The organism is Pseudomonas sp. s4 (assembly GCF_046764235.1).
Classification (GTDB): domain Bacteria; phylum Pseudomonadota; class Gammaproteobacteria; order Pseudomonadales; family Pseudomonadaceae; genus Aquipseudomonas; species Aquipseudomonas asiatica.
On sequence record NZ_CP177209.1, the window covers coordinates 2,487,836 to 2,502,196 of the forward strand.

Here is a 14,361-nt window from a genome sequence, read left to right on the forward strand (position 1 = left end):
GGAAGGGATTGATTTGCGATGACGGTGGACTGGCTCACGAAAGGTTTCTCTGGACTGGCGGGTATAAATGCATGCCATCCCTGAGCATCGCGCGCCCAGTATTCCTTCTGTCTGCCGGCTCAGTCGTAAAAAGAGCGTAAAAAATCAGCCAGCGCCCCAATACCTGTCAGTCAAGCAATTCGGGGCCGCTTTGCGGCCCGGCCAACTCCCACAGGTACAGCGCAGACTTCAAGAGTTTACGTGGTCCCTGTGGGAGCTGGCCTGCCGGCGATGGTTTGGTCAGCCAGGTTGCGCCGCCAGGCTGTTGCTGACGTTACGCCCCAGCACCAGCACCGTAGCGAAACCGCAACCCACCAGGGCCGTGGCCAGGCTCAGCAACACCGAGCTGCCCAGCTGGTCGACGATCCGACCGCCGAAGAACGAGCCCAGTGCAATGATCACCTGGAACATGGCAACGAACAGCGGCATACCACGTTCGACATCCTTGGGCGCGACGACGAACATCCAGATACTGGCGCAGGCCGGGAACGCGCCGAAGGCGAAGCCCCACAACCCGATCAGCATCGCGGCACCGGTCATGCCGGTGGCGAAGTGAGGGAACAGGGCAGTGCTGGTGCCGATCATCAGCGCTACCAGCAGCAGGGTGTGACGTACGCTGCGGTTGGCGGCGAAACCGGCGAAGATATTGCCGAATACCCCGGCCACGCCATAAAGCAGCAGCAACGAGCCAATGGTAGGCCCATCGAAGCCGGAGCTTTGTTTGAAGAAGGGCGCGACATAGGTGTACGCGGCAAAGTGCGCCAGGCCGATCAGCAACACGGCAATCAGGCCAACCCGCGCCTGTGGGTTGATGAACAGGGCCGGCAGGTCGCTGATGCGAATGGCTTTGTCCGGGTTGAGCCGCGGGAGCAACAGGATCTGCGCCAGCAGCACCGGTATGCCCAGTAGCGCGGTTATCAGGAAGGTCATGCGCCAGCCCATCAGGCCACTCAACCAGGTGCCCACCGGCACGCCCAGCACGGTGGCCAGGGTTACGCCGACCATGATGATCGAGGTGGCCTGGGCTACGCCCACGCCCTTTGGCGCCAGGCGGCCGCTGAGGGCAATGGCCGTTGCCCAGAAGCCGCCGATACTCACGCCCAGCAGCACGCGGCCGAACAGCAGCAGGTTGAAGTCGCTGGCGTAGGCTACTACCGCGTTGGCGATGATCATGATCAGCGTCAGCCCGATCAGCAGGTAGCGACGGTCCAGAGCGCCAATGCCCACCGAGAGTAGTGGGGCGGCGAGGGCGGCCATGATGCCGGGCAGGGTGACCATCAGGCCGGCGTGGCCTGCACTGATGCCAAGGTCGCTGGCAACATCGTTGAGTACGCCCACCGGCAGGAACTCGCTGGTCACCAGGGCGAAGGCGCCGACGGCGACCGAAAGGATTGCCAGCCACTGCTGGCTGACGCTTTGTTGATCATGCTCGGGGAGGCCGCGAGGGGCCTGGCTGGCACTTGGCATGGTATTGGATTCCAAGAGAGGGATGTCGCCTGAAGCAGGCGCAAGGAGCGGGGGAAATTTGCCGGGGATTATAGGGGGCGGTTTCGCCTGGCCAACATGCGGGTCGCTCGATAGTAATCATCAGCGCAATCGATGAAACGCCTTGCGCAGAGCGCCCGCTGTTGGATGGGAGCGCAGAGAACAAATATCGCTCGTTTGAAGCGTCCATTGTAGGAGCAGCCTTGTGCTGCGAAGAGGCCGGTACTGACAAAGCCTTTGTATTGCTTGTCCCGGCCTCTTCGCAGCACAAGGCTGCTCCTACAAAACCTCACTTAACCAATGAGTCGCCTGTCCGCGAAGGACAGGCACGTGTCCTCCACATCACATGCATCTTATGGCGATACCAGCACATCGCACTGGGATTCGTTCAGCACATGCTTGGTGACGCTGCCTATCAGCAGCTCTTCAAGCGCGCTTTCCCCTTGCTTGCCAACCACGATCAGGTCGCATTCCAGCTCTTGTTCCTGCTCGGCAATCCGCCAGGCAGGGTCGCCATGCACCACGATTTGCCGAGCATCTGCCACTCCGGCGGTTTCGCTCAAGGCCGCGAGCTGCTGGACCGCATCCTTGCGGATGACATTGCGGTAGTGTGCAAGGGTGTCATGGTCGATGTGGGCGAAACGCATGCTGCCTTCGAACGGCGCTTCGTAAACATGCAACAGAATGATCTCGGCCTGTGGGGCAATGGCTTTTGCCAGTTCGATGGAGCGCAGTGACGAAGGCGAAAAATCAACTGCAACCAGCAAGGTTCGGTAGGCATCGCGTGGCGCCTGCTTGACCACCAGCAAAGGGCAGGGCATGCGGTTCAGCATCTTCTGCACCGTGGAGCCCAGCAGCAGGCGCCGCGCGACGCTCTGGCCCTTCGCCCCGCATACCAGCAGGTCGCTGTGTTTATCCTGCACCACACGGGTGATCTCCGTGGTCACCGAGCCATGCGCTACCTGCACGCCAGCGGCGATGTCATGGCGCTGGAACAGCATTGCAGCCAGTGCGCGGATTTTTTCGCCAGCGGTATCCAGCACACGCTTCAGCAGATCATCACCAGGTGCGACCAGCTGCTTCAAGCGCTCGAAGGGGGCCGGGTTGGCAACGTACAGCAGGTCCAGCGATGCCTGCTGCGCCTTGCTCAGGTGCGCAGCGCGCTCTGCCGCGTTGCGGGCGGAGGTGGACAGGTCGGTTGCTACCAGTACGTGGTTCAGGTGGCTCATGTGGGACTCCTTATCCAAGGCCGCGCACAGTGCTCGATGGCGATGGCCTTGAGCACAATGCGCATGGCGGTTTTCGATTCGTTCCTTGCTGACAGCCATCGTCGCGCGAACCCGGCCCAGCGGCTTGACGTGCGTCAAGGGAGCACTTCGGCTGATAGGCTCGCAGGGCTATTGCGATTGTTTGCATGAGTCAACTTGATGCTTTCCCGTAGCAGTACTAATACTAAGAGACTGCCGGGAGGGGGATGATCATGCAGACGCGCTTTGTTGTGGTTCCCGCTGTGCCGCTCAAGAAAGAGATTTACCCGCGTAGTCTTGGCTTTCCCGCAACGTTAGGGGAGGGCTATGACCTTTATGACACACAGGAAAAGCTGCGCCTGACCCTCAACTACCCCACACGTGCCGAGGCGGAATTCGTATGCGCATCCCGCAACAGTTGCCGGGATGCCGACACGGCGGATATCGCCGGGAATGGTTGATGCTGTGGCGGACACCGGCGTAGCCGGTGCCATGCATCACATTGCGTTCTTCGCGGGCACGCCCGCTCCCACAGGGATTGCGCCCGGTTCAGGGCTTGCGGTCATGCGTGCTTGAGCGCTTCCACCAACTGTGCCTTGGTCATGGTGGAGCGCCCTTTGATGTTTTTGCTGCGCGCTTCCTTCATCAGGCTTTGCTTGCTCTGGGTTTCCAGGGAGCTGCCCGATGTGCGGGAATGACCTTGGCGCGACTTCGCCGCCCGTTTGGCCGAGTCCGAGCGGGCAGTTTTCTTCTCGCTGGAGGATGTAGCCTTACCCGAGCCACCTTTCTTCTCGCCTCCACCGGACTGTTTGTTCACGGTGGCCCAGGCACGCGCTTCGGCCTGCTCTTTGGGCACGCCTTTTTGCTCGTAGCTTTCCTCAATGTGTTCGGCCTTGCGCTTCTGCTTGTCGGTGTATTTGTCCTTGTCGCCGCGAGGCATGGCATTCACTCCCGTCTGGTTTACATGAGCGGTTGAATGCCGCGGCAACGCCCGAGTGCCCGGTAATCGACGAGCGGCGCCACGAAGCCTGCTGCCTGCCGGAAGCAGTCATTCAATCGACACATCGAAGCCGTAGGGTTGAGACAGGAACCACTCCAGGGCTCTGGCCCCTGATGTTGCCGTGATGGCGCCGCCAGACGGCTCTACCGTGCGGCCTGCCATTCATCGGTCACAAAGCTGTAACATTGCTGCTGCAAAGTGTGCCGGCCATCACACGGAGCGCTTTTCGATGATACGCCTGATGAAATCTGCTGCACTCGCCGTTGCCGTTTCTCTTTGCGCCACTTCGGCATCCTTTGCCGCAGAGAACATCCGCCTGACCGGTTCCGGCGCAAGTTTCCCGGCACCGATCTACCTGACCTGGTTCAAGGCCTTCAGCAAGGAAACCGACGGTGTCACCGTTGACTACCAGTCCAAGGGGAGCGGGGCGGGTGTTCAGGACTTTCTGAACAAGACCGTCGACTTTGCCGCCAGCGACTCGGCAATGAAAGCCGAAGAAATCGCCAAGGTCGGCGAAGGCGTGCAGTTGCTGCCAATGACCGCCGGTGAGATCGTCCTGGCTTACAACCTGCCAGGCAACCCCAAAGGGCTGAAGCTGCCACGCGATGTGTACTCCAACATCTTCCTCGGCAAGATCACCCAGTGGAACGACCCGCAGATCGTCGCGGCCAACCCTGAGCTGAAACTGCCCGCCACCCCGATCACCGTGGTCGTGCGTGCCGACTCCAGCGGCACCACTGCGGTATTCACCAAGCACCTGTCGGCCATCAACGCTGACTTCAAGCAAGCGCTGGGTGAAGGCAACACCGTCAACTGGCCGGCCAGCGACAAGTTCATCAAGTCGCCGAAGAACGATGGCGTAACCGCCACCGTCCGCCAGACCCCAGGTGCCATCGGCTACATCGAATACGGCTTCGCCAAGCTGGCCAAGGTCGACTTCGCCCAACTGCAGAACAAGGCCGGCCAATACGTCGTGCCGAACGCCGAGAGCGGTGCCGAGGCGCTGGCTGCGGTGAAGATGCCGGAGAACCTGGTGGCCTGGCTGCCTGACCCGGACGGTGCCAAGTCCTACCCGATCACCTCCTACACCTGGATGATCTTCCGCAAGGACAACGGTAACCCGGCCAAGGCCAAGGCCATGCGCGAAATGGTCGAATACAGCCTGACCGAAGGCCAGAAGATCGCCGACTCGATGGGCTACATCCCGCTGCCAGCGTCGGTTGTCGATCAGGTACGCAAAGCGTCGGCCAACATTCAGTAACACGCCCAGGCGCTCCCGGTGTGGTCTGGCGGCCATGCCGGGTGTGTTTGCCCTCTGTCCCGGAACTTGCCAATGAACACTCCTTTTGCCATCCCGGCTAACCCCGACTCCGCGTGCCAGCCACCGTCTGCGAAAGACTTCCTGGTTGATCGCACCTTCCGTGCGCTTGCACGCATCGGTGTGGTGCTGGTGCTGGCGCTGGTCTTCGCGCTGGTCTACGAAGTGGGCCGCAAGGCACTGCCAGGCATCGAGAAGCACGGCTTTGACGTGCTGTTCGGCAGTGTCTGGGACGTCAACCAAGGCAAGTACGGTATTCTGCCAGCGATCTGGGGCACGCTCTACAGCGCCCTTATCGCCCTGTTGATCGCCGGTTTCTTCGGCGTCAGCATGGCCATCTTCCTGACCCAGGACTTCCTCCCGGCCCGGCTGGCGGCGGTGTTCCGCACCATCGTCGAGCTGCTCGCTGCCATCCCCAGCGTCGTCTACGGCCTGTGGGGGATCTATGTGGTCATCCCGGCCATTCGCCCGCTGACCACCTGGCTGAACAGCGAGCTGGGCTGGATTCCCTTTTTTGGTACTTCCCTGAGCGGCCCAGGGCTGCTGCCTGCCGCGCTGGTGCTGGCGATCATGATTCTGCCGACCATCGCCGCCGTTTCGCAGGACGCCCTGACCAGCGTGCCGATGAAGACCAAGCAGGCCGCCTACGGCCTGGGCGCCACCCACTGGGAGGCCATTCTCAAGGTAATGGTGCCATCGGCAGCCACCGGTATCTTTGGTTCGCTGGTACTCGGCCTGGGCCGTGCGCTGGGTGAAACCATGGCACTGGCCATGCTGGTGGGCAATGCCAACAACATTTCCCTGTCCTTGTTCGCCCCGGCCAACACGCTGGCGGCCTTGCTGGCCCTGAACTTCCCGGAGGCCGGCCCGAACGAGGTCGAGGTACTGATGTACGCCGCACTGGTGCTGATGTTCATCACCCTGGCGGTGAACGTACTCGGCTCGATGATCATGCTCTACGCCCAGCGGGGTAACAAATGATGACCAACCTCACCACCCCTGCAAACGCGTTGCCCAGCCTGCAGCGCAAGCTGGAAGGCCGTTCCCTGCGCAGCCTGTTGTTGACCACGCTGGCATGGTTCGCGGCACTGGTTGCCAGCGTGCCGCTGATCTCCGTGCTGTACATGCTGATCACTCGCGGTGGCGCACGCCTCAACCTGGAGGTGTTCACCGAGCTGCCACCCACCGGCTTCGAGATGGGCGGGGGCTTTGGCAACGCCATGGCCGGTACTTTCGTCATGGTCGGCATTGCTGCTGCCATCGCCGTCCCGGTCGGTATCCTGGCCGCGGTATTCCTGGCCGAACTCGGCCCGGACAGCAAGCTGGCCAACGCCGCGCGCTTTGCCGCCAAGATGCTCACCGGCCTGCCGTCGATCCTGGCTGGCGTATTCGCCTATGCCCTGGTGGTGATGACCACCGGCACCTACTCCGCGCCGGCAGGTGGTGTGGCCCTGGCGGTACTGATGCTGCCCATCGTCGTGCTGACCGCTGAAGAGTCGATGAAGATGGTGCCCAAGATCATGAAGGATGCCGCCTACGGCATGGGCTGCACCCGTGCCCAGGTGATCTGGAAAATCGTCCTGCCCACCGGCCTGCCGGCCATCCTGACCGGCGTCATGCTGGCCGTGGCCCGTGCCGCCGGCGAGACCGCGCCGCTGCTGTTCACCGCACTGTTCAGCAACTACTGGATCCTGCATGACGGCGACCTGGCAGTCATGAACCCGACGGCCTCGCTGGCCGTACTGATCTACAACTTCTCCGGCATGCCGTTCGACAACCAGCTCGAGCTCGCCTGGGCGGCCTCGCTGGTACTGGTGATGATCGTGCTGGTAATCAACATTCTGAGCCGAGTATTCGGCAAGCCCAAGTATTGAGAAAGGGAGCATCCGACCTTGAACGTATCCACTGCGCCAAAAGCCGCTCCCGTGGTCAGCGAAGCCCCCATCGTCATGGACTGCAAGCTGGACAAGATCTTCTACGGCAATTTCATGGCCGTTCGCGACAGCCATGTGCCGATCCGCAAGAACGAGATCACCGGTTTCATCGGGCCGTCTGGCTGCGGCAAGAGTACCGTCCTGCGTAGCCTCAACCGCATGAACGACCTGGTGAAGGGCTTCCGTTTCGAAGGCCATGTGCACTTCCTGGGCCAGGACGTCTACGGCAAGGGCGTCGACCCTGTGGTGGTGCGCCGCTACATCGGCATGGTGTTCCAGCAGCCCAACCCGTTCTCGATGAGCATCTTCGACAACGTCGCCTTCGGCCTGCGCCTGAACCGCTACAAGGGCGATATCGGTGACCGCGTCAAGCATGCGCTGCAGGGCGCCGCGCTGTGGGACGAGGTGAAGGACAAGCTCAAGGTCAGCGGCCTGGCCCTGTCCGGCGGCCAGCAGCAGCGTCTGTGCATCGCCCGCGCCATCGCCACCGAGCCGGAAGTGCTGCTGCTGGACGAACCCTGCTCGGCACTCGACCCGATTGCCACCCGCCGGGTGGAGGAGCTGATGGTCGAGTTGAAGAAGGACTACACCATCGCCCTGGTGACCCACAACATGCAGCAGGCGATTCGTGTGGCCGACACCACCGCGTTCTTCTCGGTCGATATCTCCAAGGGCACCCGTACCGGTTACCTGGTCGAGATGGGCCCGACCACGCAGATTTTCCAGAACCCGCGTGAGCAGCTGACTGCTGACTACATCAGCGGCAAGTTCAGCTGAGGCCGCACGTGCCAAGGTGGCCGGGTGTTGCAGTCAGGAAGGCTGCAACACCCGGGCGCATTACCTTCCGTCAAGTGTTACAAGGGATTTCCAATGCCAGCGACGCGTCGTCTTGATCTGCCAGCGGTAGAGCGCGCACTGCGTGAGGTGCAGGCCCGCTTTGCCGAACTCAGCCAGCATTTCACCGAACCGCGCGATCCGTTTACCGACGAGGTGCTGCTGAATGTGGTTGAAGGCTATGCCCTGATTGACGACTATGTCGCCCGGGGTGTCGACCTTTTCGACCTTCAGCAACTGAACCTGATGCTGGAGATCAATGCCACCGTGCTGTGCGGCAGCGACCCGGCACGCAGGCTGGAGTTTGCCCCGCACCTGGCGGCGACCGAGGCGCACTTTTTCAACAACGTGGAGGGCGGCATCAAGGACCTCTACAACTGGTATTGCTCGTACGGCAGCGACTCGATCTGGAAGCGCGCGGCGGGTGTCTACGTTCGAATTCTGAGCAAGCCGCAGCTGTTCATCGAAGGCAACAACCGCACAGGGTCGCTCATTGTCAGCTACCTGCTGATGCGCGCGGGGTTACCGCCATTCGTGTTGTCGCTGGACAATGCCGAGGGTTACTTCAACCCATCCTCGGTCATACGCAACTCTGCCAAGCATGGTGTCAAGGCTTTGTACGAACTACCCAAGATCAAGAAAAAGTATGCAGCTTTCCTTGAAGCGCACGCGCCTGAGCCCGGCAAGTTCTTCCTGGGCGTCACATCCATGCCTGCGCGCGAGAGGTGCCGCTGATGCAAAGCTCTTCTCTGTTCCAACGCGGGCGGCAAGCCATCGAGCGCACGTTCAACCGCCCGCAGATACGCATTTCGTTCGATATCGACGACACGCTCGCCTGCCAGGCCGACCATGCCGCCGCCGAGGACAGCAAGCTGCCGGCGTTCATCCACCGCTGGTTGGGTGAACCCCTGCGCAGTGGCACGCGCTCGCTGATGCGCGATTTGCGCCGCCAGGGCTGCAGCATCTGGATCTACACCTCGTCGGGGCGCACACCGTCCTACATACGCCGTTGGCTGATGCTCTACGGTATCCGGGTCGATGGCGTGGTCAACAGTGACCGGCACCAGCATATCCTGGCCGTGAACGGGCTTGAGAATGCGCCTTCCAAGTTGCCGTCGGCTTTCGATATCGACCTGCATGTCGATGATTCCGAGGGCGTGCGGCTGGAAGGCGTCGACCACGGTTTTCGCGTGGTGGTGGTGTGCCCCAAGGATGAGAACTGGGCGCAGAAAGTGATGGATGCGGCGGTCGATGTGCAGGCACAGCTGGCCTGGCAGCAACCGCACCGCTATGAAATGCCGGTACGGCAGCGTTCGCAGGCCCTCGCTTCCTGAGGGCTTCAAGGTACTTTTCTCGTTACGCCTCTTCGCTACTTGTTGCCCCCCCACACCTCCCTTCGCGGTTTCCCATTTTCAGCTTCGGCTTGACTCGTGAAATTTTTCATGTAATTTTTCATGAAAAATAACTCTAAAAATTTCACGGCAGTCTCAAACGATGAAGATGCACGAAGAGGTTGAAGCCCTCGCGATCCTTATTCACGACCTGCGCAAATTCAAGAACCTGACCCTGGGCGAACTGGCCGAGCGCATCAACCGCTCGGTGGGCTTCCTGTCCCAGGTCGAGCGCGGTGTTTCGCGCCCTACCGTGGCCGATCTCACCGCCATCAGTGAAGCGCTCGGCGTATCCACCGCGTACTTCTACAACCTGAGCAAGCCCCGCAGCGTCAGCTGGGTCACGCGCCCCCACGAGCGGCGCACGCTGTACCTCGAGTCGGGCATCACCGATGTGCTGGCTTCGCCCACCATCGGCGGCGCGTTCTCCATGCTCGACAGCCATCTCGAGCCAGGCGCCAGCAGTGGCGAGCTGTACCTGACCGACCGTTCCGAGCAAGGCTGTTTCGTGCTCGAAGGCGAACTCACGGTCTGGCTGGACCACGGCGACGCCGTGACCCTGCAGGCCAACGACTGCTTCCAGCTGCACCCCCACGCGCAGTTCCGTTACGCCAACCTGACGGAAAAAGCCACCCGCGTGCTCTGGGTCTTCAACTGAATTCGTTCACCTCACAAGGACAAGAAGATGAGTGTCGTCTTTCCGGATCTGCTGACTGAAGTGCGCTCGTTCCGAGCGAAACACCCAGAAATACGTTATGTCGACCTGATTGCGCTGGATATTCCCGGGCACTTCTACGGCAAGCGCTACCCCATGGACATGCTGGAAAAAGTCGCAGCCGGCGCGCCGCTGAAGTTGCCGCAGAACTGCGTGCTGCTGGGCACCCAGGGTGGCCTCTATCCAATCGGTGACTACTGCTTCGCCGATGGCGACCCGGATGCCGCCCGCCGCCTGGTGCCGGGTACCCTCAGGCCGGTGCGCTGGGAAAAGGAACCGATCGCGCAGATGCTCATCACCTCTGACGGCACCGCCAACCCCATCGAGTTCGAGCCCCGTGAAGTGCTGGCCCGGGTGATCCAGCGCCTGGCCAGGCGCGGCATTCGCCCGGTGGTGGCCTTCGAGCTGGAGTTCTACCTGTTCGACCGCAAGCTCGATAACGGCCTGCCACAGTACCCACGCGACAAGGCGACCGACGACCACGACGACCAGCCGAACATGCACATCGAGCGGCTGTCGCGCTTTGCACCGGTGCTGCACGAAATGGTCGATGGTGCCAACGAGCAAGGCGTGCCGGCGAACGTCATCACCGCGGAGCTGGGCCCAGGCCAGTTCGAGATCAACTTCTCGCACAGCGACGATGCCATGAGCGCGGCGGACTGGTCGGCGCTGTTCTGCCGCAGTACCCGCGGGATCGCGATGAAGCACGGCTACCGAGCCAGCTTCATGAGCAAGCCGTACCTGGATGCGCCGGGCAGCGGCATGCATGTGCACGTCAGCCTGTACGACAACGCCGGCAACAACATCCTCGCCGGCGATGACCAGCGCAAGCTGCGCCATGCGGTGGCAGGGTGCCTGGAGTTGCTGCCGCACTGCATGCCGATCTTCGCCCCGAACCACAATGCCTACCGCCGTTACGGTGCCATGGTCAACGCGGCGAGCAAGGCCAGCTGGGGTTTCGAAGATCGCGATGCGTGTATTCGCATCCCCGAGTCCGACCCCCGCAACCTGCGCATCGAACACCGCCTCGCTGGGGCCGATGCCAACCCGTACCTGGTGCTGGCGGCCATCCTGACCGGGATGGAGCATGGCCTGGAACGTGGCGTCGAGCCCATCGCCCCGCTGAACGACAACCGCCAGAGCGGCATCGAGTTCCCCAAGGATGCCTTCAGTGCCCTGGCCGCCATGCGTCACCACCCGGAGGTCAACGCGGGCCTGGGCAGTGAATTCGTGATGGTCTACTGCGAAAACAAATACCAGGAGCAACTGGACTTCATGCGCCACATCGATGCCCGCGAATACCGCTGGTTCCTGTAGGTGCCGGGGTCGGGGCAGCGCCGCTGCACCCTGCCTTTCTACCGTTTCAATACAACGCGCAATATGGATTTGCCGGAGGAAGATATGCCACGTGTGCCCGTTATCGGCATTACCGCATGCACCAGCATGATCGAGCTGCATGCAACCCAGACCATCAGCGAGAAGTACGCGCGCGCGGCGGCCAAGGCAGCGTGTGGGCTGCCCATCGTGATACCCAGCCTCGCAGACCTGATGGACAGCGCCGATATTCTCGACGTGGTGGACGGGCTGATCTTCACCGGTTCGCCGTCCAACATCGAACCGTTCCACTACAACGGACCGGCCAGTGCAGCGGGCACCCATCACGATCCGCTGCGTGATGCCACCACACTGCCACTGATGCGTGCGGCCATCGCCGCCGGAGTGCCGGTGCTGGGCATCTGCCGTGGTTTCCAGGAAATGAACGTGGCGCTCGGTGGCACCTTGCACCAGAAAGTGCATGAGACCGGCATGTTCATGGACCACCGCGAAAGCAAGGGTGAGCCCATCGAAAAGCAATACGGCCCGCGTCACGCCCTGCATATAGAGCCCGGCGGCATGCTCGACCGCATGGGTTTGCCGGCGGTCATCGATGTCAATTCCATCCACGGCCAGGGCATCGATGTACTGGCCCCCGGGCTGAGGGTGGAGGCGCTGGCGCCCGATGGCCTGGTGGAAGCTGTTTCGGTCGAGAACAGCAAAGGCTTTGCCCTGGCCGTGCAATGGCACCCCGAGTACCAGGTCATGGACAACCCGCATTACCTGACCATCTTCCAGTCCTTTGGCAAGGCCTGCCGGCATCGCTCGGTACTGCGCCAGATGCTGTTGAAGACCGCCTGACAGCGATCTTTCCCAATTACAAAAAAGTACCTGCGCAGCACGGCTGCGCAACTTGATGGAGTGAAGTCAATGAGTGAGCAGAATTCGCAGACCCTTGCCTGGCAAGCCATGAGCCGCGACCACCACCTGGCCCCGTTCAGCGATGTTCGGCAGCTGGCCGAGAAAGGCCCGCGCATCATCACCTCGGCCAAAGGTGTGTACCTCTGGGACAGCGAGGGCCACAAGATTCTCGATGGCATGGCGGGCCTGTGGTGCGTGGCGGTGGGCTATGGGCGCGATGAGCTGGCCGACGTCGCCAGCCAGCAGATGAAGCAGCTGCCGTACTACAACCTGTTCTTCCAGACCGCGCACCCGCCCGCACTGGAACTGGCCAAGGCGATCGCCGATGTGGCCCCGCAAGGCATGACTCACGTGTTCTTCACCGGCTCTGGCTCCGAAGGCAACGACACCGTGCTGCGCATGGTCCGCCATTACTGGGCGCTCAAGGGCCAGAAGAACAAGAAGGTCATCATCGGCCGCATCAACGGTTACCACGGCTCCACCGTGGCCGGCGCGGGCCTGGGCGGCATGAGCGGCATGCACCAGCAGGGCGGGCTGATCCCGGATATCGTGCATATCCCGCAGCCATACTGGTATGGCGAAGGCGGCGACATGACCGAGGCCGACTTCGGCGTGTGGGCGGCCGAACAGCTGGAGAAAAAGATCCTCGAAGTTGGCGTGGACAACGTTGCCGCCTTCATCGCCGAACCGATCCAGGGCGCTGGCGGGGTGATCATTCCACCGCAGACCTACTGGCCGAAGGTGAAGGAGATCCTGGCCAGGTACGACATCCTCTTCGTCGCTGACGAAGTGATCTGCGGCTTCGGCCGTACAGGCGAGTGGTTCGGTAGCGACTACTACGACCTCAAGCCCGACCTGATGACCATCGCCAAGGGCCTTACCTCCGGCTATATCCCCATGGGCGGCGTGATCGTGCGAGATGAAGTGGCCAAAGTCATCAGCGAAGGCGGCGACTTCAATCACGGCTTCACCTATTCCGGCCACCCGGTGGCGGCTGCGGTCGGCCTTGAGAACCTGCGGATCCTGCGTGACGAAAAGATCATCGAGCAGGTGCACGACAAGACCGCGCCTTACCTGCAACAACGCCTGCGCGAGCTGGCTGACCACTCGCTGGTAGGCGAGGTACGCGGCCTGGGCATGCTCGGTGCGATCGAGCTGGTGAAGGACAAGGCCACCCGCGCGCGCTATGAAGGCAAAGGTGTCGGCATGATCTGTCGCCAGCACTGCTTCGACAACGGCCTGATCATGCGTGCCGTGGGCGACACCATGATCATCGCGCCGCCGCTGGTTATCAGCATCGAGGAGATCGACGAACTGGTGGAGAAGGCCCGCAAGTGCCTGGACTTGACGTACGAGGCTGTTCGGTAAGGGGGGCTGCTGTGCAGCCCATCGCCGGCAAGCCAGCTCCCACCTCGACCGCATCGACTTCAAGTGCTGCGCAGTACCTGTGGGAGCTGGCTTGCCGGCGATGGGCCGCAAGGCGGCCCCGAATTAAACTGCCGGTTCCCGCAATTCCTTGAAGAATCTTGCTTTGTGAAATGAATCATGTACTTTTCAGGGCATCAATTTTTCCCATCCGAAAGTCGCGATTCAACCATGAAAGTGCACGAAGAGATCGAAGGCCTGGCCGTACTGATTCGCGACCTGCGCAAGTTCAAGGGCCTGACACTGGGCGAACTGGCGCAGCGCATCGGCCGTTCGGTGGGCTTTCTGTCCCAGGTCGAACGGGGCGTATCCCGCCCAACCGTGGCCGACCTCACGGCTATCAGCGAAGAGCTCGGCGTCTCCACGGCCTATTTCTACAAGCTGGACCAGCCCCGCGAGCTCGAGTGGGTCACCCGCCCTCACGAGCGTCGTACCCTTCACCTGGCCGGTGGCATCACCGATGTGCTGGCATCCCCCACGATAACGGGCGCGTTCTCCATGCTCGACAGCCACCTGGAGCCGGGGGCCAGCAGTGGCGAGGAGTACCTGGACGACAGCTCGGAGCAGGGCTGCTTCGTGCTCGAAGGCGAACTGACCGTCTGGCTGGATGGCGGCGAGCCGGTAACGCTGCGCGCCAATGACAGTTTTCAGCTGCAACCCCACGCGAGCTTTCGTTACGCCAACCTGACAGACAAGCTCACCCGCGTGCTCTGGGTATTCAGCTGAGAGGGGAATCCA

15 protein-coding genes are annotated in these 14,361 nt (G+C 61.8%); 12 read left to right on the forward strand and 3 right to left on the reverse strand.

Translation table 11 applies throughout. The features are described 5' to 3' along the window. Positions 1–279: 279 nt before the first annotated feature. The gene (locus ACK56M_RS11695; RefSeq protein ID WP_013972141.1) at positions 280–1,506 is read right to left on the reverse strand and encodes an MFS transporter; all 1,227 of its coding nucleotides are present in this window, start codon (positions 1,504–1,506) and stop codon (positions 280–282) included. 371 nt (positions 1,507–1,877) lie between these two features. Then, positions 1,878–2,753, reverse strand: a complete 876-nt coding sequence (locus tag ACK56M_RS11700; RefSeq protein ID WP_411959479.1) for a universal stress protein — start codon at positions 2,751–2,753, stop codon at positions 1,878–1,880. 245 nt (positions 2,754–2,998) lie between these two features. Here ACK56M_RS11700 and ACK56M_RS11705 point away from each other — a divergent pair, with 245 nt between their 5' ends. Continuing rightward, positions 2,999–3,232 (forward strand): hypothetical protein, encoded by a 234-nt coding sequence (locus tag ACK56M_RS11705; protein WP_054572896.1) that lies wholly within the window; start codon positions 2,999–3,001, stop codon positions 3,230–3,232. Positions 3,233–3,333: 101 nt separating this feature from the next. Here ACK56M_RS11705 and ACK56M_RS11710 read toward each other — a convergent pair whose 3' ends face one another. Next, a complete protein-coding gene (locus ACK56M_RS11710; protein WP_015270021.1) occupies positions 3,334–3,711 on the reverse strand; it encodes a hypothetical protein in 378 nt (125 codons plus the stop codon). 289 nt (positions 3,712–4,000) lie between these two features. Here ACK56M_RS11710 and pstS point away from each other — a divergent pair, with 289 nt between their 5' ends. The 11 genes from pstS (at position 4,001) to ACK56M_RS11765 (ending at position 14,349) form a co-directional block, all read left to right on the forward strand. Then, positions 4,001–5,032 carry a phosphate ABC transporter substrate-binding protein PstS gene (gene pstS, locus ACK56M_RS11715; RefSeq protein ID WP_003259756.1) on the forward strand — a complete coding sequence of 344 codons (1,032 nt, stop codon included), beginning with the start codon at positions 4,001–4,003 and terminating at the stop codon, positions 5,030–5,032. Between the two features lie 72 nt (positions 5,033–5,104). Beyond that, entirely contained in the window at positions 5,105–6,070 is a 966-nt protein-coding gene (gene pstC, locus ACK56M_RS11720) for a phosphate ABC transporter permease subunit PstC (RefSeq protein WP_061550789.1), read from the forward strand. After that, positions 6,070–6,963, forward strand: coding sequence for a phosphate ABC transporter permease PstA (pstA, locus tag ACK56M_RS11725; RefSeq protein WP_023661149.1), 894 nt, complete (start codon positions 6,070–6,072; stop codon positions 6,961–6,963). The genes pstC and pstA overlap by 1 nt, the downstream gene beginning before the upstream one ends. Positions 6,964–7,038: 75 nt before the next feature. Further along, the gene (gene pstB / locus ACK56M_RS11730; protein ID WP_031324478.1) at positions 7,039–7,800 is read left to right on the forward strand and encodes a phosphate ABC transporter ATP-binding protein PstB; all 762 of its coding nucleotides are present in this window, start codon (positions 7,039–7,041) and stop codon (positions 7,798–7,800) included. Between the two features lie 93 nt (positions 7,801–7,893). Beyond that, entirely contained in the window at positions 7,894–8,592 is a 699-nt protein-coding gene (locus tag ACK56M_RS11735; protein WP_015270024.1) for a hypothetical protein, read from the forward strand. Beyond that, complete coding sequence (locus tag ACK56M_RS11740; protein WP_015270025.1) at positions 8,592–9,191, forward strand: hypothetical protein; 600 nt, start codon at positions 8,592–8,594, stop codon at positions 9,189–9,191. Before ACK56M_RS11735 ends, ACK56M_RS11740 begins: the two co-directional genes overlap by 1 nt. A gap of 160 nt (positions 9,192–9,351) precedes the next feature. Beyond that, complete coding sequence (locus ACK56M_RS11745) at positions 9,352–9,906, forward strand: helix-turn-helix domain-containing protein (protein ID WP_015270026.1); 555 nt, start codon at positions 9,352–9,354, stop codon at positions 9,904–9,906. Between the two features lie 27 nt (positions 9,907–9,933). Further along, positions 9,934–11,280: a glutamine synthetase family protein gene (locus tag ACK56M_RS11750; RefSeq protein WP_039613291.1), complete on the forward strand. Its 1,347-nt coding sequence runs from the start codon at positions 9,934–9,936 to the stop codon at positions 11,278–11,280. An 84-nt stretch (positions 11,281–11,364) separates the two neighbouring features. After that, a complete protein-coding gene (locus tag ACK56M_RS11755; protein WP_015270028.1) occupies positions 11,365–12,138 on the forward strand; it encodes a gamma-glutamyl-gamma-aminobutyrate hydrolase family protein in 774 nt (257 codons plus the stop codon). A gap of 69 nt (positions 12,139–12,207) precedes the next feature. Next, the gene (locus ACK56M_RS11760; protein ID WP_015270029.1) at positions 12,208–13,566 is read left to right on the forward strand and encodes an aspartate aminotransferase family protein; all 1,359 of its coding nucleotides are present in this window, start codon (positions 12,208–12,210) and stop codon (positions 13,564–13,566) included. Positions 13,567–13,794: 228 nt separating this feature from the next. Beyond that, positions 13,795–14,349 carry a helix-turn-helix domain-containing protein gene (locus ACK56M_RS11765; protein WP_054572893.1) on the forward strand — a complete coding sequence of 185 codons (555 nt, stop codon included), beginning with the start codon at positions 13,795–13,797 and terminating at the stop codon, positions 14,347–14,349. Positions 14,350–14,361: the final 12 nt, after the last annotated feature.